This window comes from Streptantibioticus rubrisoli (assembly GCF_024436055.1).
Taxonomy (GTDB): Bacteria; Actinomycetota; Actinomycetes; order Streptomycetales; family Streptomycetaceae; genus Streptantibioticus_A; species Streptantibioticus_A rubrisoli.
Genome location: NZ_JANFNH010000009.1, coordinates 18,632 through 41,864, shown reverse-complemented (window position 1 = coordinate 41,864; position 23,233 = coordinate 18,632). Strand labels below are relative to the sequence as shown.

At 70.5% G+C, this 23,233-nt stretch carries 19 protein-coding genes and 1 pseudogene; 12 read left to right on the top strand and 8 right to left on the bottom strand.

Annotation, left to right across the window (positions count from 1 at the left end; translation table 11 throughout):
- Nucleotides 1-77 precede the first annotated feature (77 nt).
- A complete protein-coding gene (locus NON19_RS11930; RefSeq protein WP_255927158.1) occupies nucleotides 78-2,003 on the bottom strand; it encodes a collagenase in 1,926 nt (641 codons plus the stop codon).
- A 220-nt stretch (nucleotides 2,004-2,223) separates the two neighbouring features.
- Nucleotides 2,224-3,183, bottom strand: coding sequence for a LysR family transcriptional regulator (locus tag NON19_RS11925; RefSeq protein ID WP_255927156.1), 960 nt, complete (start codon nucleotides 3,181-3,183; stop codon nucleotides 2,224-2,226).
- 176 nt (nucleotides 3,184-3,359) lie between these two features.
- On the opposite strand from NON19_RS11925, the gene NON19_RS11920 reads away from it, so the two are divergent.
- On the top strand, nucleotides 3,360-3,509 hold the full coding sequence (locus NON19_RS11920) for a hypothetical protein (protein WP_255927154.1): 150 nt from the start codon (nucleotides 3,360-3,362) through the stop codon (nucleotides 3,507-3,509).
- Between the two features lie 19 nt (nucleotides 3,510-3,528).
- On the opposite strand, the gene NON19_RS11915 is transcribed toward NON19_RS11920, so the two are convergent.
- Nucleotides 3,529-5,301 (bottom strand): flavin monoamine oxidase family protein, encoded by a 1,773-nt coding sequence (locus tag NON19_RS11915; protein ID WP_255927152.1) that lies wholly within the window; start codon nucleotides 5,299-5,301, stop codon nucleotides 3,529-3,531.
- A gap of 638 nt (nucleotides 5,302-5,939) precedes the next feature.
- On the opposite strand from NON19_RS11915, the gene NON19_RS11910 reads away from it, so the two are divergent.
- Nucleotides 5,940-6,257 carry a hypothetical protein gene (locus NON19_RS11910; RefSeq protein WP_255927150.1) on the top strand — a complete coding sequence of 106 codons (318 nt, stop codon included), beginning with the start codon at nucleotides 5,940-5,942 and terminating at the stop codon, nucleotides 6,255-6,257.
- On the opposite strand, the gene NON19_RS11905 is transcribed toward NON19_RS11910, so the two are convergent.
- Nucleotides 6,254-7,603 carry a tetratricopeptide repeat protein gene (locus NON19_RS11905; protein ID WP_255927148.1) on the bottom strand — a complete coding sequence of 450 codons (1,350 nt, stop codon included), beginning with the start codon at nucleotides 7,601-7,603 and terminating at the stop codon, nucleotides 6,254-6,256. The two genes, NON19_RS11910 and NON19_RS11905, sit on opposite strands and share 4 nt — an antisense overlap.
- Before the next feature lie 440 nt (nucleotides 7,604-8,043).
- On the opposite strand from NON19_RS11905, the gene NON19_RS11900 reads away from it, so the two are divergent.
- From NON19_RS11900 to NON19_RS11890, 3 genes are all read left to right on the top strand, one after another.
- Nucleotides 8,044-8,868, top strand: coding sequence for an SCO2400 family protein (locus NON19_RS11900; RefSeq protein WP_443729338.1), 825 nt, complete (start codon nucleotides 8,044-8,046; stop codon nucleotides 8,866-8,868).
- 138 nt (nucleotides 8,869-9,006) lie between these two features.
- Nucleotides 9,007-9,495, top strand: a complete 489-nt coding sequence (locus tag NON19_RS11895) for a DUF6069 family protein (RefSeq protein WP_255927144.1) — start codon at nucleotides 9,007-9,009, stop codon at nucleotides 9,493-9,495.
- Nucleotides 9,496-9,656: 161 nt separating this feature from the next.
- Nucleotides 9,657-10,148 (top strand): UPF0175 family protein, encoded by a 492-nt coding sequence (locus tag NON19_RS11890; protein WP_255927142.1) that lies wholly within the window; start codon nucleotides 9,657-9,659, stop codon nucleotides 10,146-10,148.
- Nucleotides 10,149-10,271: 123 nt separating this feature from the next.
- Here NON19_RS11890 and NON19_RS11885 read toward each other — a convergent pair whose 3' ends face one another.
- The gene (locus tag NON19_RS11885; RefSeq protein WP_255927140.1) at nucleotides 10,272-11,717 is read right to left on the bottom strand and encodes a glyceraldehyde-3-phosphate dehydrogenase; all 1,446 of its coding nucleotides are present in this window, start codon (nucleotides 11,715-11,717) and stop codon (nucleotides 10,272-10,274) included.
- A 355-nt stretch (nucleotides 11,718-12,072) separates the two neighbouring features.
- Here NON19_RS11885 and NON19_RS11880 point away from each other — a divergent pair, with 355 nt between their 5' ends.
- Nucleotides 12,073-12,483, top strand: a complete 411-nt coding sequence (locus NON19_RS11880; RefSeq protein WP_255927138.1) for a hypothetical protein — start codon at nucleotides 12,073-12,075, stop codon at nucleotides 12,481-12,483.
- A gap of 150 nt (nucleotides 12,484-12,633) precedes the next feature.
- On the opposite strand, the pseudogene NON19_RS33650 reads toward NON19_RS11880, so the two are convergent.
- Nucleotides 12,634-12,867, bottom strand: a pseudogene (locus tag NON19_RS33650) (helix-turn-helix domain-containing protein); the annotation flags it as partial.
- Nucleotides 12,868-13,056: 189 nt separating this feature from the next.
- Between NON19_RS33650 and NON19_RS11875 the strand changes: the two are divergent.
- Nucleotides 13,057-13,455 (top strand): DUF2267 domain-containing protein, encoded by a 399-nt coding sequence (locus tag NON19_RS11875; RefSeq protein ID WP_255927136.1) that lies wholly within the window; start codon nucleotides 13,057-13,059, stop codon nucleotides 13,453-13,455.
- A gap of 182 nt (nucleotides 13,456-13,637) precedes the next feature.
- Here the strand turns inward: NON19_RS11875 and NON19_RS11870 are convergent, their stop codons facing one another.
- Together NON19_RS11870 and NON19_RS11865 are read right to left on the bottom strand one after the other, a co-directional pair.
- Nucleotides 13,638-14,327: a sirohydrochlorin chelatase gene (locus tag NON19_RS11870; RefSeq protein WP_255927135.1), complete on the bottom strand. Its 690-nt coding sequence runs from the start codon at nucleotides 14,325-14,327 to the stop codon at nucleotides 13,638-13,640.
- A complete protein-coding gene (locus NON19_RS11865) occupies nucleotides 14,324-15,460 on the bottom strand; it encodes a uroporphyrinogen-III synthase (protein WP_255927133.1) in 1,137 nt (378 codons plus the stop codon). The genes NON19_RS11870 and NON19_RS11865 overlap by 4 nt, the downstream gene beginning before the upstream one ends.
- 191 nt (nucleotides 15,461-15,651) lie before the next feature.
- On the opposite strand from NON19_RS11865, the gene NON19_RS11860 reads away from it, so the two are divergent.
- Genes NON19_RS11860 through NON19_RS11840 form a run of 5 tightly spaced genes read left to right on the top strand, consistent with a single transcriptional unit; the run spans nucleotide 15,652 to nucleotide 23,222 of the window.
- On the top strand, nucleotides 15,652-17,727 hold the full coding sequence (locus NON19_RS11860) for a molybdopterin oxidoreductase family protein (protein ID WP_255927131.1): 2,076 nt from the start codon (nucleotides 15,652-15,654) through the stop codon (nucleotides 17,725-17,727).
- Nucleotides 17,724-18,935 (top strand): NAD(P)/FAD-dependent oxidoreductase, encoded by a 1,212-nt coding sequence (locus NON19_RS11855; protein WP_255927129.1) that lies wholly within the window; start codon nucleotides 17,724-17,726, stop codon nucleotides 18,933-18,935. Before NON19_RS11860 ends, NON19_RS11855 begins: the two co-directional genes overlap by 4 nt.
- Entirely contained in the window at nucleotides 18,929-21,505 is a 2,577-nt protein-coding gene (nirB, locus tag NON19_RS11850) for a nitrite reductase large subunit NirB (protein ID WP_255927127.1), read from the top strand. Before NON19_RS11855 ends, nirB begins: the two co-directional genes overlap by 7 nt.
- Entirely contained in the window at nucleotides 21,502-21,870 is a 369-nt protein-coding gene (gene nirD, locus NON19_RS11845) for a nitrite reductase small subunit NirD (RefSeq protein WP_255927125.1), read from the top strand. The genes nirB and nirD overlap by 4 nt, the downstream gene beginning before the upstream one ends.
- Nucleotides 21,867-23,222, top strand: coding sequence for an MFS transporter (locus NON19_RS11840; protein WP_255927123.1), 1,356 nt, complete (start codon nucleotides 21,867-21,869; stop codon nucleotides 23,220-23,222). Before nirD ends, NON19_RS11840 begins: the two co-directional genes overlap by 4 nt.
- The last annotated feature ends 11 nt before the right edge of the window (nucleotides 23,223-23,233 follow it).

Below are 23,233 nucleotides of genomic sequence, written 5' to 3'. Positions count from 1 at the left end.
AAAGTTTCCGCCGTTCCACACACGCGGGGCTCCTGGACGGGTCGGCCGTCCAGGAGCCCCGGGTCGTACCGGAAACCTCAGTGCCGGGAGGCGGCACCGCTCTTGCCCTGGTGTGCGGCGCAGCCACCCGCCGCGCAGGCGTCCAGCCAGGTGTTGAAGTCGGCGTCGTAGCGGTTGCCGATGCCGGAGTTGTAGACGGCGTAGCCGCCCGTGTAGTCGCCGACGCGGAACCTGGCGAGCATCTTCTGGATGTCGTCCGGGTGCTTGTCGAACATGTACCGCACCGCCAGGTAGCCCCAGGGATAGGTACGGGTCACGTCACTGTTGTCGTAGGTGTTCTGCCACAGCGTGCTCAACGCGTAGGTGTGCTTGGCCGCTTCGGCCACCGCCTCGGTGTCGGTGACACCGCGGTAGCTGTAGGAGACGAACTCGGCCAGGCCCTCGATCCACCAGACGTCCGGGACGGTGATCTCCTGGCTGAAGTCGCCCTTCATGTCGTAGCGACCGTCGAGGTAGTGCGTGTACTCGTGGTTCAGGTTCCATATCCGCGCCACGAAGCCGTCGTCGGTGCTCTTCTGGTACGTGAGGGAGCGGACCTGGTTGGCGGGGCTGGTCGGGTCGCCGGTCAGGGTGATGCCGCCGTTGTTGGTGTCGACGCCGAATATCGGCCCGGCGTAGGTCTGGTAGTCGGTTCTGCTCGCGAAGACGACGACCTGGATGGACCCCTCGTACTGGCCGGGGACCGGGCCGTTGTCCTTGACGAGGCTGTGGAAGTACCCGTCCTGTTTCTGCAGGCTGGCGCAGGTGGCGGCGAGGTCCGCGGCGGTCAGCGCCTGCGCCCGGATGGTGCGGGTCGCGTCACAGGCATGGGTGGTCGGCAGCGCGGCGGCGGTGAGCTTGGCGGTCAGGTTGCAGGTGTTGTAGTAGGTGCAGTGCGCCTTGTCGTAGGAGTCGGCCATCTCGGCCACGCCGACCCATAGCGGGGCGGTGCGTCCGGTGATCTTCGATGCCTTGAGCAACTTCGCCATCAGCGGACGCACTTTGGCCTGCAGGGCGGTGTGTTGTACGAAGCGCCCCATCTCGGCGCCCGCGTTCGAGGTCAGCACGGAGTTGGCGGTGCCCAGCAGGCTGAGGTGCTTCAGCGCGAAGGCGTCGAGGGTGGTGATGATGCTGGGATCGCGCGTCACCGCCTTGACGAAGGCGGGGTTCTGGTGCCCGCGGAACAGCGGCGTGTAGACGTCGTTGACCGCGTTCACCATGGCGGAGAACTTGTTGTACGAACTGCGGTAGCCGTTCAGTACCCGCTTGTAGGTGCTGAGGTACCGCGCCTGCTCGTTGGCGCTGTCGGTCAGGATGATCGCCTCGCCGACGACGGCGCCGTTCGCCTCGCTCACGTCCGTGAAGTGCCGACTGGCCACGAACTTGTCCAGGGCGCCCTCTACGGCGGTTGCCAGCGTGCGGCCGTAGCTGCCGACATCGCGGGAGTCGTAGTACTGGACGTAGTAGCCAGCGCGCAGGAAGAGGACCAGTTGCTGCACGCTGGTCGTGTCGTTGCCGGGGTACGCGGCCGAGGCGCTCTTGAACGCGTTGGCCACGGTGGCCATCTGCGCCTCGCGGAAGGCGTTGTGCGCGTCGCTGCCGGTGATGCCGAACAGGGAGTTGACGCAGTCAACGGTCGATGCCTTGACGAACGCCACCAGCGCCGCCCCACTGCGGCTGCCGAAGTCAGCCGGAGTACAGGATGCCGCGGCGGCGTGCGGCACGGCCCGCGTCATCGTGCTGTGCGGACGGAGTTGGTCGGCGGCGAGGGGCACGGCTTGCACATCGTCCTGGTCCGGGGCGACGGCGCTCGCGCCGGTGGGCGGCAGTGGTCGCACGGTGTTCCGGGCGGTGACGGCGACCTTCGTACCGGGCGCCGCGAGAGCCGGGGTGGCCACCATGGCGACGACCGTGGCGAGCGCCGCCAGGCCGATGGACAGGGATCTGCACAGGGGGGATCGCATCAGGGGGGATCGCATCAGGGGGGATCGCATCAGGGGGGATCGCATCGCTACTCCTCGTGAATTCACGCGTACCCACGAGAACCGATCAGGTACCTGACAGACTCTCCCACCGGTCTGCCGCAGCAACCATGGGCCGAGGGACAGCACATGTGGCGGTCCACCCACAACATCCGGCCCGCCGTGGCCCGTTCCCCGACCAGGGCAGCGCGTACCCCCGCTGCTACGAGCCGACCGCCCCGTAGGTCTGTGACATCCATGCCCGGAAGTGCGTCGACTGCGCGATGAGATCGCGGTAGGACTCGGTGGCGGAGCGGAAGAGTGTCTCCACGACTTCCTCGGCCAGGTCCTCGCGCCGCCAGGCGAGCAGATAGCGGCACCACAGCGGCGTGCCGGTCAGTGGTTTGACGAGCACTCCGGAGATGGGCCGCATCGTCGCCTGCACGATGGAGACTCCCACCCCGCCCGCGATCATGTTCTGGAACTGCTGCTGGTCACCGATGAACTGGTGGGTCGCGGCGGGAGTGAACCCGGCAGACCGACAGGCCTCGTAGAACACTCCCGGCCAGCCCGCCCCGTCGTCGGGGGTCAGGAACCAGGCGTCGTCGGCCAGTTCGGCGAGCGCCACCTCCATACGGTGCCGCACCCGGTGGTGAGCCGGTACGGCGACGAACGACGGCTCGATGACGATCCCGCGGTGCGCCACGGCATCGGAGTGCCGCAGCTCCCGGCCGGGGTAGTCCACACCGATCGCGGCGTCCAACTCGCCCTTCTCCAACAGCTCCACCATCTCCGAGGAGGCATAGACGCTGCTGATGGACAGTGCCAGATCCGGCAGACGACTGCGTATGCGGACGACCATGCCGGAGAGCACCGGCGAGTTGGTCGCGGCCAGACGCAGCACCCGGCACGGTCCCGTCGTGCGATCAGTGGTTCGGTGCCGGATCGCATCAGCGCGGCTGAGTACATCGCGCGCCTGGGCCAGCACCTCAGCGCCGCACCGGGTGGGCTCCACTCCCCACGCGTTGCGTTCGAAGAGCGGCTCGCCGAAGTAACGCTCGATCCGGCCGAGTTGGGCGCTCATCGCCTGCTGTGAGTACCCCAGGACCCGTGCGGCCCGACCCAGACTGCCGGCGTCGGCGATCGCGCACAACGCCCGCAAGTGTCGCAGTTCCAGGTCCATCCACGCACCTCCGCATCATCTGCTCCCCGGACAGCCACGGCCTGTTGTGGCGCTGCCCGGCCCAGCAATGATCCGGCGCCATGCGGGACTTCCACCAGCCTGCGGTCAGGGAGTCCCCTCACCGCGGTCACCGAGGCGGCCGCCGCACCCGCATCGCAGCTGTACGCGACGGCGAAGTGGACAGCCCACGCCCACTGCTGGCGGAGTCCCGGCAGTGGCGCGGCCTGATCACCCGCTACGAGGAGCCCGCCGTCGCCCACCGGCCGGACTCCTCGTCGCAGGCGGCTTCCCGTGCCCCGCCCGGTGATCCAGGAGAAGCGCCCTGAAACGCGGCGCACTCGTGGCTCAGCGTTCGTGTACTTCGATGCTGGCGCGCACCGCGCTTTCCAGCGAGCCTTCGATCCACGCGGGTTTCAAACTGGTGTGTTCGCCAGCGAAGTGCACCCGGCCTTCGACGGTACGGGTATGTGCGTGGTGCTCGTGCAACTGGCCCGGCGTGAAGATGACCGCCTCCCCCAGCGCGTAGCGTGCCCGCGCCCAGGACTGGGTGGCGCCCACGCCGGTGAACTCATCGCGCACCCGGTCGCCGAACATCGCAGCGAGGTTGTCCAGCGCGAAGGCGTACCGTTCCCCGTCGGTGAGCGAGTCCCATCGCATGGCGTCGTCCGACCATGTGTAGGAGGCGAGTACCACGCCGCCCCTTGCCCCTTCCACCACGGACGGGAAGTACGTGAACCTGTTGGGGCTGTCGGAGACACAGCCACCACCGGTGAAGCCTTGACTTCCCTGCTCCCAGAACCGGTTCTTGAACTCCAGCAGCACCTTCGTCGCCGAGTCGTAGTGCAGCTCCGTGATGGCTCGCCGCTTCGGATACGACAGAGCGGGTTCGAACGCGCAGAAACGCACGGCCGAGAACGGTGCGGTCACGATGGCGTAGTCGGCTTCGAAGGTGTGCCGTGGTGCCTGCGGGGCGCCGTCGCAGGACTCCTCCGTGCCGGACTCCGCCGTGGTCTCGATCCGCACACCACCCGCTGTCTGCGTCAGCTTGGTCATACGGTGGTTGAACCGGATGTCGCCCTTGAGCCGAGCCGCCAACGCGTCGGTCAACGACGCCGTTCCGCCCTCCAACTCCCAGTAGCGGTTCGCCGGGTTGATGATGGCTCGGTCGAACAGCGTTGGGATCAAGGAGTAGTGCAACCGCGAGGTCAGGTTCTCCAGCGTGCCCGCAGCCTGGACCCTGGCCAGGTCCCAACCGGCGTACTCCACGAGGTAGCGGTGCGTGGAGTAGTCGTCGAAGTCGTGGATGACCTTCGCCCACGCGGCCACCCGCTCCTCGATCGTGCCGTTCTGCGCCACCGTCACCGGAGCCAGCGCCTTGTCCAACGCCGCTGATGTCGTGCTGGCGAGGGCGGCACCGAACGTCCGGTTGACCGCTTCCGGCGATGCCGCGTACTGGCCGCGGGTCACCCGGACGCCGTTGACCTGGATCAGACTGCGCTGCGTGGCCCCGGGGGCATGGAATTGCGTGGGCTTGCCGTTGGTCCACCGATGTCCGGTGAACGAGTCGTAGACCACGGGCGGTGTCGCTCCCGCGCCGCGGGCGCCGGGTGCCACGTCCGCGTTGTAGAACAACCGCCGCCGGACTCCGAGTTTGTCGGCGAGCGCGAGGACCAGCGGATGGAAGTCCGGCAGCCGCATCGCGCCCGCCTCGGCGTGCAGTGTCTTGTCGGCGAAGACTCCCCGGAACGTCTTGATGCGGCCACCGGCGCGGTTGGCGTTGGCTTCCAGTACGGTGACGCGGTGCCCAGCCTCCTTGAGCAGGACTGCGGCGACCATGCCAGCGACGCCAGCCCCGACGACCAGGACGTTCTTCCGCTTGGTGGCTTTCGGCAGACCCCGGTCGATGAGGATGTCCAGGTAGCGGAGCTTGAGGTCCTCTCCGCGTTCCCCTACCAGCAGGAGCTTGCGGGCGAGGTCACGGCTGGTGTCGTCCACCGTCTCCGCCGCCCAAGCGCTGGGCGCGGCACCGAGCCCGGCGGCTCCTGCCCCGGCGGTGAGCGCGGCCGCGGCACTGATGAACCCACGGCGCCCGAGAAGGCGCGAAGAATCACTATTCACGCGGAGAAAGCTAAAAGGGCGATAGGACGGCTGTCAGCAGAGCGGACAAGAATGACCAGATTCAACCTGAAGCCACTCGAACCACCCGTAGGATAATAGGCGTTGGGTGTTTCGAGGGATTTCGAGTAACGCATGGAAAGCAGCACCTGCGCTCGAAAACCCTTGTGCGTGGCGTCTCCAGAAACGATTATTCGTCGCGGAAATTCGTAAGCCCGGTCGAAAGGGCCTGGTTGTCGGTCCCCCTACGCGGCTCGGGTTGTGGCGGTTCGCGCACCGCCTGGCGGGCGCCGGACCGAGAAAACCAGCCGTCTCGCGCACGTACGGGCATCACTGCCGTGCCGCGGGTGCACTAACGCCGCCATCGGAGCGTCCCAGCGGTGGCCCGGTGGCGCTCGCGCAGCAGTATCCGTGGTGTGTTGCCGTTCTCGTATCCGACCCGGGCGGCGTGGGGAACGTTCAGGTGCTTCTGCCGCTCCGGTCCTTTCCGGCACCCATCCGGTGGGCTGGCTGGTGCGTCGGCGATCGCTGCCGACGGTGGGGCGGGAGCGTTGACGGCGGTCGTCCAGGCCGTCTTTCTGGATCAGCTGAACCGTTGGTTCGGGTGCCGGGAGTTGTCACCGTTCACGAAAGGCACGGCAATGCGTCTTCTCCGTCCGGTCGTCGTCGGCCTCAGTGTGCTGTCCCTCGCCATCGCCATCCCCACCGGCTCGGCGGTCGCCGCTGATGGGATGTTCGCCTGGCTCGGGCCGCATGGCGAGCCGCACTACCTCCGCAACCCTCCGGACCACCGGTGCTTCGACATGGGTCAGGAAGCGCGCGGTGCGCGCAACGGGTTGCGGCAACCGCTCGTCGTCTACCCCCGAAGGCGTCGCAAGGGCGCTCCGACGCGGCTGCGCCCCGGACAGTCCGCGCCGTCCGGCGCGCACTTCTCCAGCGTCGTCTTCAACTCGCACTAGGCACCGACGCGGCCCGGCAGCGGGCCGCGCGTCCGCTTGGCGAGGCGGGCTTGGGCGTCACGGTCGTAGGGGCAGTGTGGGCGCAGGTTGATGCGTTCGCTCAGCAGGGTGCGGGCCAGGTCGTGCCTTCCGGCGTGCAGGGCCGCCTCCAGCAACGTCCTGTGCAGGGCGTCGCGTTGGGCGTGGCTTCCGCCGAAGGTCTGGAAGCGGTGCCGCAGCGGGAGCAGCAGGTCGACAGCGTCACCGTGGCGCCCCTGTCCGTAGGCCACGAGTGCCCGGCTCACCGGCAGTCCGATCTCCGACGTCATCTGGACGTTGGAGACGTGCGGCCCGGTGCCAGCGTCCCGCAGCCAGGCTTCCCGGTCGCGGATGAGTCGTTCGGCCTCGGACATGCGCCCGGCTCCGACGTAGGCCATGACGGCATGGACGTCGTTGAACGCGTAGTAGGCGCCGGCCTGTCGACGCGCCCAGCCGTCGGCCAACGTGGACCAGCGGTCACCGGTCCGCGCGCCCGCCAGGTACAGCCGCCACAGCAGCGACGCGGCGTCCAGGAGTTCCATCGCCAGCCCGGCCGAACCCTCGTGGTGCACGACGTCGTCGTAGACGGCCAGAACCTTGTCCGTACGGCCGGTCTCCAGCATGTACAGGGCGTAGTGCCACCAGTTGTGCACCTTGAGCAGGTTGCCGTCAGCCCAGTTGTCCGTACGGGCATCGAGGTAGCGGATGCCGTCCTCGTAGCGGCCCTGCATCTCGTAGGCGTGCACTACGGCGTGGATGCCCCAGACATCGTGTGCGTTGCGTTCCACGGCTTCAAGGCCCGTGCGTTCGGCCAGGGTGTAGTGGCCTGCCTCCTCCAGGCCGAACGCGTACTTGCCCAGCAGCGGGCCGAAGTGCGGATCGTCCTCGGGCCAGGCGGACAGCGCACCGCCGATGCGGTCGCGCAGCAGCACGGCGTTTCCGGTGAGGAAGTCGATGTGATGTCCCACCGCGAGGGCGAGGGCGTCCAGCGGATAGGCCACCACCAGGTCGGCGAGGATCCGTCCGGCCCGGTGCAGGTCGCCGCGCAGCCAGGCGTCGGCTGCCTCGATGTGCGCGCGTTCCCGTGGGGTCACATCGGCGGCGGTCACGTCCCGCTGGTACGCGCGGAACGCCTCGGCCGCCGCGGCCGCGTCCTTCTCCTCCGTGCCGAACAACCCGAGGTAGGTGCGGAAGACGTTTCCCATGGCGGACCGGGGTGAGGCGTCGAGCAGCGCGGTGACTTCCGAGGCCATCTCCTCCCGGAAGAACAGCAGAGCGTCCAGCGCCTTCTCGTAGTGCCGCGCCGCGTCGGCGTCCGTGTACGTCATCGCGTGAGCGTGCCGGTCCGATGCCACCTTGCCTCCTGCCGGGTTGCCGCGTATCGGTGGAATCCCTGCCCCGCCGGACGGGAACGGACACAGCGGCGCGGGTGGATCCGGCCGTGCGGCGTGTCGAAGCCCAACGCCGGTGTTGTGAACTGTTCGAACGAGCACGGCCCCGCACCGGCACGCCGGTCCGCTTGTCGCGTCCGACGATCAGCGGGAGGGCGCGCTTGAGCTGACCGGTGCCGGGCGGTGTCTGCTTCCGCCTGTTCGTGACGCCGTGTCCGCATCGTCCGGCGCAGGCAGGCAATCTTTTCAAAAGCGTCACAAGGGCTGCGCACCGCCTTCGGGAGGTGCCGTTAGCGTTGCTGGCCGCCCGATCCCGCGTGCGAACGTCAACAGGTCGTCGGCGTCCTTGGCGGCGCAGTCGGTACAGGAAGATCGCGATGGACTACTGCTCCTCATGTCGCCGGACCCTCAACGGTGCCCTTGTCTGTCCAGGGTGCGGTGCGTACGCCCCGGACATAGCCCCTCCCGCCGATCGAATCCGCAGCGCGGTGGCGGCGGCGCTCGCGGCCCCCGAGGAGTCTCCCGCCACCGTGGCGAGCTATGTCGACGCCTTCGACAGCCAAGCCGCGCCCACCGCCGACGGCGCGAGCACGGGTGCGGGAGCCGATGCGGCGGGCTCGGACGGTGACGCCGAGTACGGCGCACGCAGCACGCCCGGCCGGGCGGCCCGGCGGCGGCAGTTGGCACAGTGGAAGAAGAACAGGCGGCGGGCCGCGGCCGCGACGGCCGTCGCGCTCGTCGGCGGCGGACTGACCATCGCCGCGCTGCCGAGCGGAACGTCGACCGGCCACGCACCGGCCGCCGCGGCGCCGGAGCCCGTCGTACCGACCGCGAGCCGGATGTCCACCACCGACGCCACGTCTGCGCCGCCGACCGCCTCCCCCTCGTCGCATCCCCCGACCAGCCCGTCGGCAGTGCCCGGTGCCCAGCAGCACACCACGGTCTCCGTGGCCCCTGCCGCGCCTGACACCGCGACGGCACTCCCGCCCGCCCCAGCCGCCTACCCCACCGCGACGGCTACTGCGCCGCCACATCCCATGGCCGCGGCACCCGGCGGAACCCACTCCGTGGTGTCGCCACCCCCTCAGACTTCCGCGCCCGTCTCCACCGGCTACCCCGGGGCGGCAACGCCGAGCGCCAATCCCACGCCGAACCCGCAGTCACCAGTGCACGTCTGCCTGCTCGTCCTGTGCGTCGGCTGACGGCACAACAGGGCATCGCATTCCGGCGAGTTCGCGGCACGGCCGCGCGGCACCGCGGCAGACGGATCGCGTGCCGGGGAGGGGGTTCGACCGGCGTGGACCGCACAATCGCCATCGACCTGGACAGAGGAGTCCCCAGTGACCAGCAACTACTCCGATCCTGACGTACCGAGGATCGATGCCGGACGACTGTGGGCCGGTGGGCTCGCGACGGCCGTGGTGGCCGGACTGGCGGCCGAGGTCGGCATCCTCGTCGCACGTGGGTTGCTGCACCTCGCGATCCTCGCCCCCCAGGGCGACGGGCTGTGGGGCAACGCCAACACCACCAGCTACGCGGTAGGCGCCGGTGTTATCGCGCTCGCGGCAACTGCCGTGCTCCACTTCCTCCTTGGCACGACGCCGAGGGCCACCGTCTTCTTCGGCTGGATCATGACGCTGCTGCTCGTCGTCGCCGTGGTGATCCCGTTCGACGTCATCGGCACTCGTACCGAACTGATCGCCACCGCCGTGCTCAACCTCCTGATAGGAACGGTCACCACCGCGCTGCTGATCAGCACGGCCAACGGAGCACGCGCCCGGGCGCGGTACCCGTACCGTCAACCGGCTTACGAATCCCGTGAGTGGTAGCCGGATCACCGGCCCCCACCGCACAGACACCACCAAGGAGGTCGAGCTCCCTGAGCACTCCGTACCAAGCACGGCTTCACCGGATCGGCCGCTGGTGGGCCGTCGACATTCCGTCGCTCGACCTGCACACCCAGTGCCGCACGCTGGACGAAGCGGAGGACATGGCGCGCGACGCCATCGCCGCGGCCCTCGCCGTGCCCTCGGACACGATCGCCGTGGATCTGTTGGTTCCGCAGGTCGCGCCGCTGTTGCGGGATGTGTGGGAGGCAAGGAGCCTGCGTGCGGCCGCGGTTGACGCCGAAGAGCACAGCCTCGCGCAGGCGGCCCGCGCGCTGTTCGAGGAGTTGCGGGTCAGCCAGGGTGACGCCTGCCGACTGCTCGGTATGTCCCAGCAGGAGGTGGCGCGGCTCCTCCCCGTCCACGCCTCCGGCGGCTCCAGCTCATGGCGCCTGGACGCTCCGCCGCCCTCGACGGGCGTGCCTGCCCGCACCAACCGCAGCAGTGGCGAACTCCCCCAGCATCTGACGGGGCAACAGCGTCGTCGACCGGCTCTCGCGAACCAGCCGCTCGACAACGCTGTCCCGACGCGCCCGGAGCGGCGCCGCTCGCCGTCAGCCACCCGCCCGAGCTGGGCGATCGCGGACGACGACTAGGTGTCCGGTGTGACCGCGTGGTGGTGACCGCCGGGAGGTCGAGGTACCCCCTGGCGCGGTCGCGGCACGGCGTTACCGCCGTCCCTGCCTGCCGTGGACGGCAGACCGGTCAGCGTGTCGAGATCAGACCACCGGCAGCGGGTAGGTCGGGTACTCGACCCCGGAGACGTGCTGGACGACGCGGATGACCTGGCAGGAGTAGCCGAACTCGTTGTCGTACCACAGGTAGAGGATCGCGTTGTCGTCTTCGACCTTGGTGGCGCCCGCGTCGACGATCGAGGCGTGGCGGGAGCCGATGAAGTCACTGGAGACCGCGTCGGGGGCGCTGATGAAGTCGATCTGGCGCTTGAGCGGTGAGGTCAGCGAGACGTTGCGCAGGTAGTCGAGGACCTCCTCACGGGTGGTGGCCCGGGCGAGCTGGAGGTTGAGGATCGCGATCGAGACGTCCGGCACCGGGACGCGGATCGAGCTGCCGGTGATCTTCGCCTGGAGGTCGGGCAGCGCCTTGGCGACGGCGGAGGCGGCACCGGTCTCGGTGATGACCATGTTGAGCGGCGCCGAGCGGCCGCGGCGGTCGGAGTTGTGGTAGTTGTCCAGCAGGTTCTGGTCGTTGGTGAACGAGTGGACGGTCTCCACGTGGCCGCGCAGGACGCCGTACTCGTCCGCCATCGCCTTCAGCGGCGGGACGATCGCGTTGGTGGTGCAGGACGCGCAGGACAGGATCTGCTCGTCCGGCTTGATCATGTCGTGGTTGACGCCATGGACGATGTTGGGCACGTCGCCCTTGCCCGGCGCGGTCAGCACGACCTTGGCGATACCGGGGCGCAGGTGCTTCGACAGACCCTCGCGGTCGCGCCACTTGCCGGTGTTGTCGATGAGGATGGCGTCCTTGATGCCGTACGCCGTGTAGTCCACCGACGTCGGGTCGTCGGAGTAGATCACCTTGATCTCGTTGCCGTTGGCGACGATCTTGCTGTTCGCCTCGTCAACGGTGATCGTGCCCTGGAACTGACCGTGGATGGAGTCACGGCGCAGCAGCGAGGCGCGCTTGACGATGTCCTGGCCCTTGCCCTTGCGGACGACGATGGCCCGCAGCCGCAGGCCGTTGCCGGATCCGGACTTCTCGATGAGCAGTCGAGCCAGCAGGCGGCCGATGCGGCCGAAACCGTAGAGGACGACGTCGCGCGGCTCGCAGCGCTCGAGCTTGTTGGCCCCGGTGGCCCCGGCGACGGCCCCGGCGGTGAACTCCGCGACGGACAGCCCGCGGTCGTCGGCCTTGTAGGTCGCGGCGAGCATGCCGATGTCGATCTGGGACGGGCCGAGGTCGAGGGTGGTGAGTGCCTGCAGGAACGGCATGGTCTCGGTGACCGAGAGTTCCTCGCCGGCTATCTGCCGGGCGAACCGGTGGGTCTTGAGGATGCTGACCACTGACTTGTTCACCAAGGAGCGGCTGTGCAGCAGGACCGTGACGTCCCGCTCCCGATGCAGCTTTCCGATGATCGGGATCATCGACTCCGCGATTTCCTCGCGGTGCTTCCAGTTGGTGAACGTGTCCTCGTTGACAGTCACAGGCTTCTCTTTCGAGCTAGGCGGTGCTCATATGCTAACCGCCCGCCACCGGCGCCTTTCACGCGGTGCCGACTGTCACCCGCGTCGACCGGCCCGAGTGCTCGATCACCTTCCGACTTCCTTCGACGGTCCCGGTATCTACGGGCGGGGATGGCGGAGGGAACTTGCGAACAGCAAGTGGGAACCTCCTCACTGATTGAGATGGGCCCTGGAAGCTGTGTTGGCGATACGCCCGTTATGGAGGTATACGGGTGGTACCCCCGTACGGGTTGCTGCCGCCGCACGGGCTGAGTGGGACGGCCCGTGTGGGTCAAGCGCGGCAGCCCGCATATGTTCCCGCCTCTGCCCTGGCTGAGTGGGGCAGGGGCGGGGCATCGGCTTCGCGCAGGGAAGTGAGGCCATGGCGCGGCTGCTGGTGGACGGTGCCGAGCTGGTGGTCCGCCTGACGTGGTGGGAGAAGATCGCGGCCAGACACGGCAGCGTACGGGTTCCGCTGACCGCGGTGGAGAAGGCGACGGTACAGCCCGACTGGTGGCGCGGTCTGCCGGGGCACGGCGTATGGGTCCCTGGATGGCTGTGCGTCGGTGTCCGGCACCACACCGGCCAGGACTTCGTGGCCATCCGGCCCGGGCGCCAGCCGGTGGCCTGCGTCGAGCTGGGGGCTTCGGCGCCGTTCGCCCGCGTCGCCGTCACCACTGGTGACCCGGGGCGGTGCGTGGCGGCCATCCGGGCCGCTACCGGCCCGGCCGAGGTGGATGCCCGATAGGGCTTGGCGGCACGGCCACTCGGCGCGTTGGCCGCTGATATCGGCCCTCGCGCCGCCCGGTCGCCGACTGTCGTAGGTACGGCCACGACCGCGGGCGTCGGCCAGGTCCGCCTCCAGTTGGTCGACCCGCTCCTGCAGGGCGAGCGCGCGCCGCGCCCCGGACAGTGTGATCCCCCTCCCCTCCCCCGTGAGCTTGATCACCTCGGCGACCCGGTCGATCTCCCGGCGGGAGTAACGGCGTTGACCACCGGCCGAGCGTCCCGGCGCCACCACACTCTGCTCATCGAGACGCCTGAGGAAAGCCACCCGCACATGGAGCATCGAGGCGACCTGTCCGATCGTGTACAGCGGGGCGTCGACATCATCGATGGACAGCCCCGCCATGACCTCTCCTCATGGAACGATTGCCCCAAAACCTACCCATAGCCCTAGAGATTCCCTCTACTCGGCGTCAGAGCCGACGCAACGCCGATGGGCCCGAAGCGGCGCCGGAAACCGGCGACGCTCGGCACCCCAGGGCTGGTGCGGCACACCCGAGGCCGACGGACGCCTCACGACCGGGAGCGTGCAGACATGGACTATCCGGCCTTCCTCACCTCGGTGTGGGCCAGCGGCGGATACGCGGACCGCGCCACGGCCGAGGAGACGGTCCGGGCCGTACTGACCCTGCTCGGTCAGCGGCTCGGCGCGGGAGCGGCCCGCGAGCTGGCGGACCGGCTTCCCGCCGAGGCCGCCCACAAGCTCCTCGCCGAAGCCCATGAGGCGCCGCGCTCGTGGGACGGGGGCGAGTTCGTCCGCCACCTCGCCCGGGCGTTCGGCGTCACGGAGCCCGAGGCGACGGCCGATGCGACGGCGGTGCTCACCGCTCTGGCGGACCTTCTCGGCGGCGCGCCGGTCAACGGCTTGCTCAGCGGCCTGCCCAGCGACTTCGCGGATCTCTTCGGCCGCCACGGCGACAACCACCCACGGTGACAAGCGCACACATGCCCCGGGACGCGTTCGCAACAGCGCACCGGGCCCACCCGCGACGTCGCCCCTCCCCTGGGCGGTGCGCCAGGCCCGCGCGGATCACGGCCGCTGGAGGGGCGCCGCGGGCGCTGTGGTGAAGGCGGTGGAGCCGCTCGAAGCGACGGGCTGAGCCGCACCGCCCCCGCTCAGCCCAGCACCTCGTCATAGCGCCGCAGGACCAGTCGGGCCACCGCCTCGTGGGCGCCCAGTGGGGGTGAGGTGAGGCAGGCGCCGGACGCCGACGCGCGCTGGGCGAAGAAACCCGGGGCCAGCAGGTAGCGGGCCACCGCCACCTCGCGGTGGCCGCGGGCGCGCAGTGCCGCGACCGCCTCGGCGGGCGTGGGGGACGCGGCGCACAGGTAGCCCGCCGTGACCGGGCAACCAAGGCGGGTCTGCAGCAGGCGCGCCATCCGCAGGGTGTCGGCGTTGGCGCCTTGGTCGGTGGATCCGGCCGCGGCCAGTACCACCGCCCCGTCCTCTCGCGCACCGCTCCATCCGGCCTCCGTCAGCCGGTCGGACAGCACGGTGGCCAGCAGCGGGTCGGGGCCGAGGGCCGCCGAGACCCGGGCCGTACGGCAACCGGCGGCCGCCACCACAGCGGGTATGTCGGTGTGCACGTGGTATCCGGCGCCCAACAGCAGTGGCACCAGCACCACATCGTCCCGCCGCCGCGCCAGCACGTCGTACAACGACGGCCGCAGCAGGTCGAGATGCCCCACCTCGACCCGCGACCCCGGCCGCAACCTCCCTACGGTGTCGAGGAGTTGGCGCACCGCCGCCGCACCGGCCGGGTCGCGGGTGCCGTGTGCCACGGCGATCAGGGCGGGCGGGCTCATGGCGCGACCTCCAGCCGGTAGCCGCGCTTGGGCACGGTACGGACCAGTGCCGCGTGCGGCCCGAGCGCCGCGCGCAGCCGGGCGACCGCCGCGTCCACGGTGTGTTCGTCGGCGGTGCCACTCGGCCATACCCTGCGCAGCATTTCCGGCCGGTTGACCACCCGGCCCGGATGGTCGGCCAGGGCGCGCAGCAGGGCGGCCAGTACCGGCGGCAGGCAGACGGTCTCGCCGTCGATGAGGACCGCGCCGCCCTGCAGCACCACCCGCCGCGCGCCGCTGCCGAGTTCACGGCGGCCACGGGCGGGCAGTTCCCGGGCGAGCGTACGCACCAGTGCGCCGAGCCGTCCGCGCTCCGGCCACACCGCCTCAACTTCCTCCTCCCTCAACGGCTTTGCGCACTGCGGTCCCACGCAGACCGGCAGCACATCCTTGCGCAGTGCGTCGAGCACATCGGCACGGCGGTCCATGGCCTGCGCGGCGTCGAGCAGCGCGTCGATCGCGGGCGCGCTGGTGAAGGTGAGGCAGTGCAGCTCGCGCCGTACCGTCAGCTCCACCAGCCGCCGTACCGCCTCCGGGTCCTCGGGCGGCCCCCAGCGGTAGACCGGAACCGAGACGACCTCGGCACCCCGCTCGCGCAGGGCTGCGGCGAAACCGTCCAGCGGCAGCCCGTGCTCCTGCACGGCGACCCGGCGCCCGCGCAGTTCCCGGGCGAGCAGCCAGGTGAGCAACTCGTCGTTGGCCTCGGACCCCGGCGAGTACGACTCGTGCAGTCCGCTGGCCCGCACCGCGCCGGTGGCCTTGGGGCCGCGGGTGAGGACAACCGCGCCGCGGCACACATCGGCCAGGCCCGCGCCGAGCCCCCAGCCATCCGCCGCGCTCATCCAGCCCCGCCAGCCGACCCCGGTGGTGGCGATCACATAGTCCAGCGGCGCGGTCAGACAGCGCTCGGTGGCACGGCGCAGCGCGGTGTCGTCGTCCAGTGGAACGATGCGCATGGTGGGCGCCTCGACCACCCGGGCACCTCTGCGCCGCAGGAGTGCCACCAGTTCCTCGCGGCGGCGCGTCGCGGTCACCCCGACGGTGAATCCGGTCAGCGGTCCTGTCTGCGCGGATGCCGTTGTGCCAGTGCTCATGGCGTGAGGGTCAGCCAGCGGCGTTACGGGCCGATTGCCCCGCGGTCACACGGGGGTTAGAGCAGGGGCCCGGAACGTTACGGAAGATGTCCTACCGCTCACCACGCCCCCGGCACGGTGTGAGGGAGCCGTACCGTCCGCGCAACATGGGTGAACCAGGTCCGTAACGGCCGGGCGTGACGATCGCTGGCATGACAACGACCGACACGCACTGTCCGTACTGCTCGCTCCAGTGCGGCATGCGGCTGGCCGCCCGGGGCGGTGCCGCGGTGGAGATCCTGGAGCGCACGCGGTTCCCGGTCAACCGCGGCGCGCTGTGCGGCAAGGGTCGTACCGCAGCCGCGGTGCTCTCCCCCACGGCGCGGCTGACGGCACCGCTGGTGCGTGCCGGTCGGGGCGGCGAGCTGCGCGAGGCGTCCTGGCCGCTGGCACTGGACCGGGTGGCGCAGGGGCTTGAGCGGGCCGCGCGACGGTACGGCCGGGACGCGGTCGGGGTCTTCGGCGGCGGCGGTCTGACCAACGAAAAGGCCTATCTGCTGGGCAAGTTCGCCCGCGTGGTGCTGCGCACCGCCAACATCGACTACAACGGCCGGTTCTGCATGTCGTCCGCCGCGGCCGCGCACCGGGCCGCCTTCGGGCTCGACCGCGGACTGCCGTTCCCGCTGGAGGACATCGCGACCACCGGCTGTGTGATCCTGGTCGGCGGCAACCCGGCGGAGACCATGCCGCCCGCGCTGCGCTACTTCCGGGAGCTGCGGGAGAACGGCGGACGGCTGATCGTGGTCGATCCGCGCCGCACCCGCACCGCTGAGCAGGCCGATCTGCATCTGCGTCCGGCGCCCGGCACGGATCTGGCGCTGGCACTGGGCCTGTTGCACCTGGCGATCGCGGACGGGCTGGTGGACGAGGAGTTCGTCCGAACCCGCACCACCGGCTTCGAACGGGCCCTGGCCTCCGCCATGGCGCACTGGCCGGAGCACGTGGAACGACTGACCGGTGTCCCGGTGCCGCTGATGCGGGAGGCGGTACGGGTCTTCGCCGAGGCGCACAGCGGCATGGTGCTGACCGCGCGCGGCGCCGAACAGCACAGCAAGGGCACCGACACGGTCCGGGCGTGGATCAACCTGTGCCTCGCGGTGGGGAAGGCCGGACGGCCGGGCTCCGGCTACGGCTGTCTGACCGGGCAGGGCAACGGGCAGGGCGGACGCGAGCACGGCCAGAAGGCCGACCAACTGCCGGGCTACCGCTCGATCGAGGACCCGGCGGCCCGCGCGCACGTCGCCGGGGTGTGGGGAGTCGACCCCGACCAGCTGCCGGGACCCGGCCGCTCCGCCTACGAACTCCTGGACACCGCGGGCCGGGACGGCGGACTGCGGGCACTGCTGCTGATGGGATCCAACCCGGTGGTCTCCGCGCCCCGGGCGGGCCATGTCACCGAGCGGCTGCGGGAGTTGGACTTCCTCGCCGTCAGCGACGTGGTGCTGTCGGAGACGGCACGCCTCGCCGATGTGGTCCTGCCGTCCGCGCAGTGGGCGGAGGAGACCGGCACCACGACCAATCTGGAAGGCCGGGTGATCCTGCGCCAGGCGGCACTCGATCCGCCGCAAGGGGTACGCACCGACCTGTACGTGCTGCGGGAGTTGGCGGCACGGCTCGGGGTGGACAAGGGCTTCCCGGACGATCCGGTGGAGGCGTTCGAGGAGTTGCGGCGCGCCTCCGCGGGCGGTCCGGCCGACTACGCGGGCATCAGCTACCGGCGCATACGCGACGAGGACGGTGTCTTCTGGCCCTGCCCCGACGAGCACCACCCGGGCACACCGCGGCTGTTCCTCGACCGCTTCGCCACCGCGGACGGCCGGGCCCGCTTCGCCGCGGTGTCCCACCGTCCGTCAGCGGAGCAGCCGGACGCCGACTACCCGCTCTACCTCACCACCGGCCGAGTGGTCTCCCAGTACCAAAGCGGCGCCCAGACCCGCCGGGTCGCCGAGCTCAACGAGGCCGCCCCCGGCCCGTTCGTCGAAGTGCATCCGCGCCTCGCGCACCGGCTCGGGGTCGCCGAAGGCGAGCTGCTGGCGGTCAGCAGCCGCCGCGGCCGCGCCGTCGCCCCGGCCCGGGTGACCGACACCATCCGCCCCGACACGGTCTTCATGCCGTTCCACTGGGACGGCCCGGGCCGCGCCAACACACTGACCAATCCAGCGCTCGACCCGACGTCCCGGATGCCGGAGTTCAAGGTGTGCGCGGTACGCGTGGAGCGGGCGTCATGAGCGCCCGGCGGATCGCGGTGGTCGGCGCGGGACTCGCGGGTGCCCGGTTCTGCCAACGGTTTAAGGAGCTCGACGGTAAGGCGGAGTTGACGCTGTACGGCGCGGAGGCACGCCCCGCGTACAACAGGGTGCTGCTGGCCGACGTGCTCACCGGCCGGTACGCCCCGGAGGCGATCACCCTGCCGTGCGGTGAACCCGAAGTGCGCACCGGCAACGAGGTGGTGGGCCTCGACCCGGTCGGGCACACCCTGCTGCTGGCCACCGGGGAGCGCGCGGAGTACGACGAGGTGGTGCTGGCCACCGGCGCCAACCCGCTGCTGCCGCCGCTGCGCGGGCTGTACGCGCACGGCACACCACTGGCCGGGGTGCATTCCTTCCGTACGCTCTCCGACTGCTCCCGGCTCGCTGAGGACGCGGTGCGGTCGCGGCGAGCCGTGGTCATCGGCGGTGGAGTGCTCGGCGTGAGCGCCGCCCGGGCGCTGGCCGCGCTCGGGCTGTCCGTCGAAGTCGTGCACCAGGCACCCCACTTGGTGGAGCGGCACCTGGACGAGCAGGCCGGGGCGGCACTGCGGTCCGCCCTGCAGGCACTCGGTGTGCTGGTCTACCCCGGCAACCGGGCCAGGGCGCTGCACGGTGAACACCGCGTCACCGCCGTGGAGTTGGCCAACGGATACCTCCTCGACACCGATCTGGTGGTGATCGCCTGCGGTGTGCGGCCGCGCACCGGCCTGGCGCACGCGGCCGGTCTCGCGGTGCGCCGCGGAGTCGTGGTGGACGACCGCCTGGCCACCTCCGCGGACGGGGTGTACGCCATCGGTGACTGCGCGGAGCACCGCGGCACCGTCCACGGCCTGGCCGGACCCGCCTGCGAGCAGGCCGACGTGCTGGCCGCCCGGCTCTCGGGGGCGGAGCCCGGCGCGACGTACGCCGGTTCGCGACCGCTCTCCCGGCTCACCGCGGGGCCGCTGGAGTACGCGGCCTTCGGCGAGGTCGGCGACGACCTGCCCGGCACCGATGTGCTCCGGCTCGCCGACGCCACCCGCGGCTCGTACAAGAAGCTCGTGCTGCGCGGAGACCGGCTGGTCGGCGGGGTCCTCCTGGGCGACCTAGCCACCGTCGGCGACCTGACCCGGGCCTACGAGCGGGACGAGCCGCTGCCCGCCGACCCCCTCCAACTGATCGTCACGCAAGGAGCCGCGCAATGGTGAAGAAGAACCTGGTGCTGGTCGGCCACGGCATGGTCGGACAGCGATTCCTGGAGGAGTTCCTGGCCCAGCCGGGCGCCGCACGTGACTGGCGGGTGACCGTGCTCGCCGAGGAGGCGCGTCACGCCTACGACCGGGTACGGCTGACGTCGTGGTTCTCCGGGACGTCGGCAGAGGAACTGGCGTTGTGCGGCGACTCCTTCGTGGCCGAGCACGGCATCGACCTCAGGCTCGGTGACCCGGCGGTGGCGGTGGACCGCGAACGCCGCACCGTCACCACCGGCTCCGGCCAGCTCATCGGGTACGACGCGCTGGTGCTCGCCACCGGCTCCTACCCGTTCGTGCCGCCGGTGCCCGGTCATGACGCGCCCGGCTGCCATGTCTACCGCACCCTGGAGGACGTGGCCGCGATCAAGGAGGGCGCGACCACCGCTCGGGTGGGCGCGGTCGTCGGCGGCGGTCTGCTGGGCCTTGAGGCGGCGGGCGCCCTGCGCGCGATGGGCCTGGAGACCCACGTGGTGGAGTTCGCGCCGCGGCTGATGTCGCTCCAGGTGGACGACGGCGGCGGGGCGGCGCTGCGCCGCAAGATCGAGGAACTGGGGGTCGTCGTGCACACCGGTGCGGGCACCCAGGCGATCAGCACGGGCGCGGACGGACGAGTGCGCGCCATGAGCCTGTCCGACGGCACCGAACTCGCCGTCGATCTGGTGGTGTTCTCCGCGGGAGTCCGGCCCCGGGACCAACTCGCCCGGGAGTGCGGCCTGGTGGTGGGGGAACGCGGCGGTATCACCGTTGACGAGCGGTGCCGCACCAGCGACCCGCACATCCTGGCGATCGGCGAATGCGCCCAGGCCGCCGACGGACGGGTCTACGGACTGGTCGCCCCCGGCTACGCCATGGCGGAGGCGGCGGCGCGTGAACTCACCGGCGAGCCCGGCTCGTTCACCGGCGGCGACACCTCCACCAAGCTCAAGCTGCTGGGGGTGGACGTGGCCAGTTTCGGCGACGCGCACGGCAGCACACCCGGGGCCCTGGACGTGGTCTACACGGACACCAGGGCGGGGGTCTACAAGAAGCTCGTCATCGGCGAGGACGGCGCCCTGCTCGGCGGTGTCCTGGTCGGCGACGCCGATGCCTACAGCGTGCTGCGGCCGCTGGCCGTGAGCCGTCGGCCGCTGCCCGCGCCGCCCGAGCAGTTGCTGCTGCCCGCCTCCGCCGCTGGTTCGTCAGCCGTGGGCGGCGCCGCGCTCCCCGATGAGGCGCTGGTCTGCTCGTGCCACAACGTCAGCAAGGCCGCCATCCGCGCCGCGGTCACCGACCAGGGCTGCACCAGCGTGCGGGAGGTGAAGGCATGCACCAAGGCCGGTACCGGCTGCGGAAGCTGCGTCAAGCTCCTCGGCGGCATCGTGGAAGAGGAACTGGCCGCCACCGGCGTCGAGTTGGCACCCGGGCTGTGTGAGCACTTCGCCCACACCCGCGCCGAGCTCTACGAGATCGTCCGGGTCAAGGGCATCGCCAGCTTCTCTCGCCTGATCGACGAGCACGGCACCGGCGAGGGCTGCGACATCTGCAAACCGGTCGTCGCCTCGATCCTCGCCTCCCTCGGCAACGGCTACGTGCTCGACGGCGAACAGGCCGCGCTCCAGGACACCAACGACCACCACCTCGCCAACCTGCAACGCAACGGCTCCTATTCGGTGGTCCCGCGCATCCCCGGCGGCGAGATCACCCCCGACGGCCTGATCACCATCGGCGAGATCGCCCGTGACTTCGGCCTCTACACCAAGATCACCGGCGGCCAGCGGATCGACATGTTCGGCGCCCGGGTCGACCAACTGCCGCAGATATGGCAGAGGTTGGTCGACGCCGGGTTCGAGTCGGGCCACGCCTACGGCAAGGCACTGCGCACCGTGAAGTCCTGTGTGGGGCAGACCTGGTGCCGCTACGGCGTGCAGGACTCGGTCGGTCTCGCCATCGAACTGGAACTGCGCTACCGGGGACTGCGCTCCCCGCACAAGCTCAAAGCCGCCGTCTCCGGCTGCGCCCGCGAGTGCGCGGAGGCGCAGGGCAAGGACTTCGGGGTCATCGCCACCGCCGAGGGATGGAACCTGTACGTGGGCGGCAACGGCGGTATGACCCCGCGGCACGCCGATCTGCTCGCCGCCGACCTCGACCGCGAGACGCTGATCCGCACCATCGACCGCTTCTTGATGTTCTACATCCGCACCGCGGACCGGCTGGAGCGCACCGCGCCGTGGCTGGAGCGGCTCGAAGGCGGCCTGGAGCACCTGCGCGAGGTGGTCCTTGAGGACTCGCTCGGCATCTGCGCCGACCTCGACGAACTGATGGAACGTCACGTCGGGACGTACCAGGACGAGTGGGCCGCCACCCTGGCCGACCCCGAGCGACTGCGGCGCTTCGTCTCCTTCGTCAACGCGCCCGGCACACCCGACCCGACCGTGCGCTTCGTCCCCGAGCGGGACCAGATCCGCCCCGCCCGCCCCGAGGAGGGCGGCGGACACCGCGTACCGGCCCTGGTCGCCGGTCCCGAACTGGAGGTTCGCACCCGATGACGACAACGCAGGACACCACGACGGCAGTGGTCGAGATCGACTGCGGCAAGCGGTGGACACCCGTCTGCGAGTACGGCCAACTGATCCCGGGCCGTGGAGTGACCGCCCTGGTCGACGGCGAGCAGGTGGCGGTCTTCCGGGACCGCGCCGGTGCGCTGTACGCGGTGGGCAACACCGACCCGTTCAGCCGTGCGTCGGTGATCTCCCGCGGCATCCTGGGCAGTCGGGGTGACACACCCGTGGTCGTCTCGCCCATGTACAAGCAGGCCTTCGACCTGCGCACCGGAGAGTGCCTGGACGAGCCGGAGACACCCGACGGCAGCGCCGCGCGACTGCGCGTCTGGCCGGTGCGGGTGATCGCATGACCACGCTCGCCTCCCCCACCCGAGGAGCCCCGCTCGATGACTGGCGCCCCGAGGACCCGGTCTTCTGGGAGCACACCGGCGCCCGGGTGGCGCGCCGGAATCTGGTCTTCTCCGTGCTGTCCGAGCACATCGGCTTCTCGGTGTGGAGCCTGTGGTCGGTGCTGGTGTTGTTCCTCGGGCCGAAGTACGGCATCGACGCCGCGGGCAAGTTCACGCTCACCGCTGTGCCCACGGCGGTCGGTGCGGTGCTGCGGCTGCCGTACACCGTCGCGGTGTCGGTCTTCGGCGGCCGCAACTGGACGGTGATCAGCGCCCTGTTGCTGCTGGTGCCGACCGTGCTCGCCGGACTGGTGCTGCGGCCGGGCGTCTCGTACGGCACCCTTCTCGCGGTGGCGGCGGTGGCCGGGGTCGGCGGCGGGAACTTCGCCTCCTCGATGGCGAACATCAACGCGTTCTACCCGCAGCGGCTCAAGGGCCGGGCACTGGGCATCAACGCGGGCGGCGGCAACCTGGGAGTGGCCGCCGTGCAGTTGGTGGGCCTGCTGGTGCTGGCCACCGCTGGGGCCTCCCACCCCCGGCTGCTGCCGTTGCTCTACATCCCGCTGATCGTTCTGGCGGCGCTCGGCGCGGCGCTGCGCATGGACAACCTCAACGTGCGGCGCGACGACCGCGCGGCGCTGCGCGAGGTGGTCGGGGACGCGCACACCTGGGTGGTGTCGCTGCTCTACGTCGGCACCTTCGGATCGTTCATCGGTTTCGGATTCGCCTTCGGCCAAGTGTTGCAGGTGCAGTTCCAGCACGACTTCAACACGCCTGTAAAGGTGGCCTACTTGACGTTCCTCGGCCCCCTGCTCGGCTCGCTGGCCCGCCCGCTCGGCGGTGCGTTGGCGGACCGATGGGGTGGCGCGCGGGTGACCTTGTGGAACTTCGCCGCGATGGCGGTGGGGGCGCTGACCGTGCTGATCGCCTCCCGCCAGGGTTCGCTGGGGCTGTTCGTCGCCGGTTTCGTCGCGTTGTTCGTGCTCAGTGGCATCGGCAACGGCTCGACCTACAAGATGATCCCGGTGATCTTCCATGAACGGGCGGTCCGCTCGCAGGCCGACCCCGAGCGGGCCGAGCGCACCGCCCGGCGTCACGCCACGGCGGTGATCGGTCTGGCCGGGGCGGTGGGGGCGCTCGGTGGTGTGCTGGTCAACATCGCCTTCCGGCGCTCCTTCCAGACCTCACACAACGGCGACGCCGCCTATCTGGCGTTCCTCGTCTGCTACGCGGTGTGCCTGGCCGTCACCTGGGCGGTCTACTGCCGCCGTCAGCCGGTGTGGCGGACGCGGTCTGCCAGCGCGGCGCGGTGACGGCGGGAGGG

Coding starts and splice junctions, on each gene's coding strand:
- NON19_RS11925 (WP_255927156.1), bottom strand. CDS start 3,183: ATGGACCTGGAACTGCGACACTTGCGGGCGTTGTGCGCGATCGCCGAC.
- NON19_RS11930 (WP_255927158.1), bottom strand. CDS start 2,003: ATGCGATCCCCCCTGTGCAGATCCCTGTCCATCGGCCTGGCGGCGCTC.
- NON19_RS11865 (WP_255927133.1), bottom strand. CDS start 15,460: ATGAGCACTGGCACAACGGCATCCGCGCAGACAGGACCGCTGACCGGA.
- nirB (WP_255927127.1), top strand. CDS start 18,929: ATGGTGAAGAAGAACCTGGTGCTGGTCGGCCACGGCATGGTCGGACAG.
- NON19_RS11855 (WP_255927129.1), top strand. CDS start 17,724: ATGAGCGCCCGGCGGATCGCGGTGGTCGGCGCGGGACTCGCGGGTGCC.
- NON19_RS11890 (WP_255927142.1), top strand. CDS start 9,657: ATGGCGCGCGACGCCATCGCCGCGGCCCTCGCCGTGCCCTCGGACACG.
- NON19_RS11875 (WP_255927136.1), top strand. CDS start 13,057: ATGGACTATCCGGCCTTCCTCACCTCGGTGTGGGCCAGCGGCGGATAC.
- NON19_RS11900 (WP_443729338.1), top strand. CDS start 8,044: ATGGACTACTGCTCCTCATGTCGCCGGACCCTCAACGGTGCCCTTGTC.
- NON19_RS11860 (WP_255927131.1), top strand. CDS start 15,652: ATGACAACGACCGACACGCACTGTCCGTACTGCTCGCTCCAGTGCGGC.
- NON19_RS11840 (WP_255927123.1), top strand. CDS start 21,867: ATGACCACGCTCGCCTCCCCCACCCGAGGAGCCCCGCTCGATGACTGG.
- NON19_RS11870 (WP_255927135.1), bottom strand. CDS start 14,327: ATGAGCCCGCCCGCCCTGATCGCCGTGGCACACGGCACCCGCGACCCG.
- nirD (WP_255927125.1), top strand. CDS start 21,502: ATGACGACAACGCAGGACACCACGACGGCAGTGGTCGAGATCGACTGC.
- NON19_RS11905 (WP_255927148.1), bottom strand. CDS start 7,603: ATGACGTACACGGACGCCGACGCGGCGCGGCACTACGAGAAGGCGCTG.
- NON19_RS11910 (WP_255927150.1), top strand. CDS start 5,940: ATGCGTCTTCTCCGTCCGGTCGTCGTCGGCCTCAGTGTGCTGTCCCTC.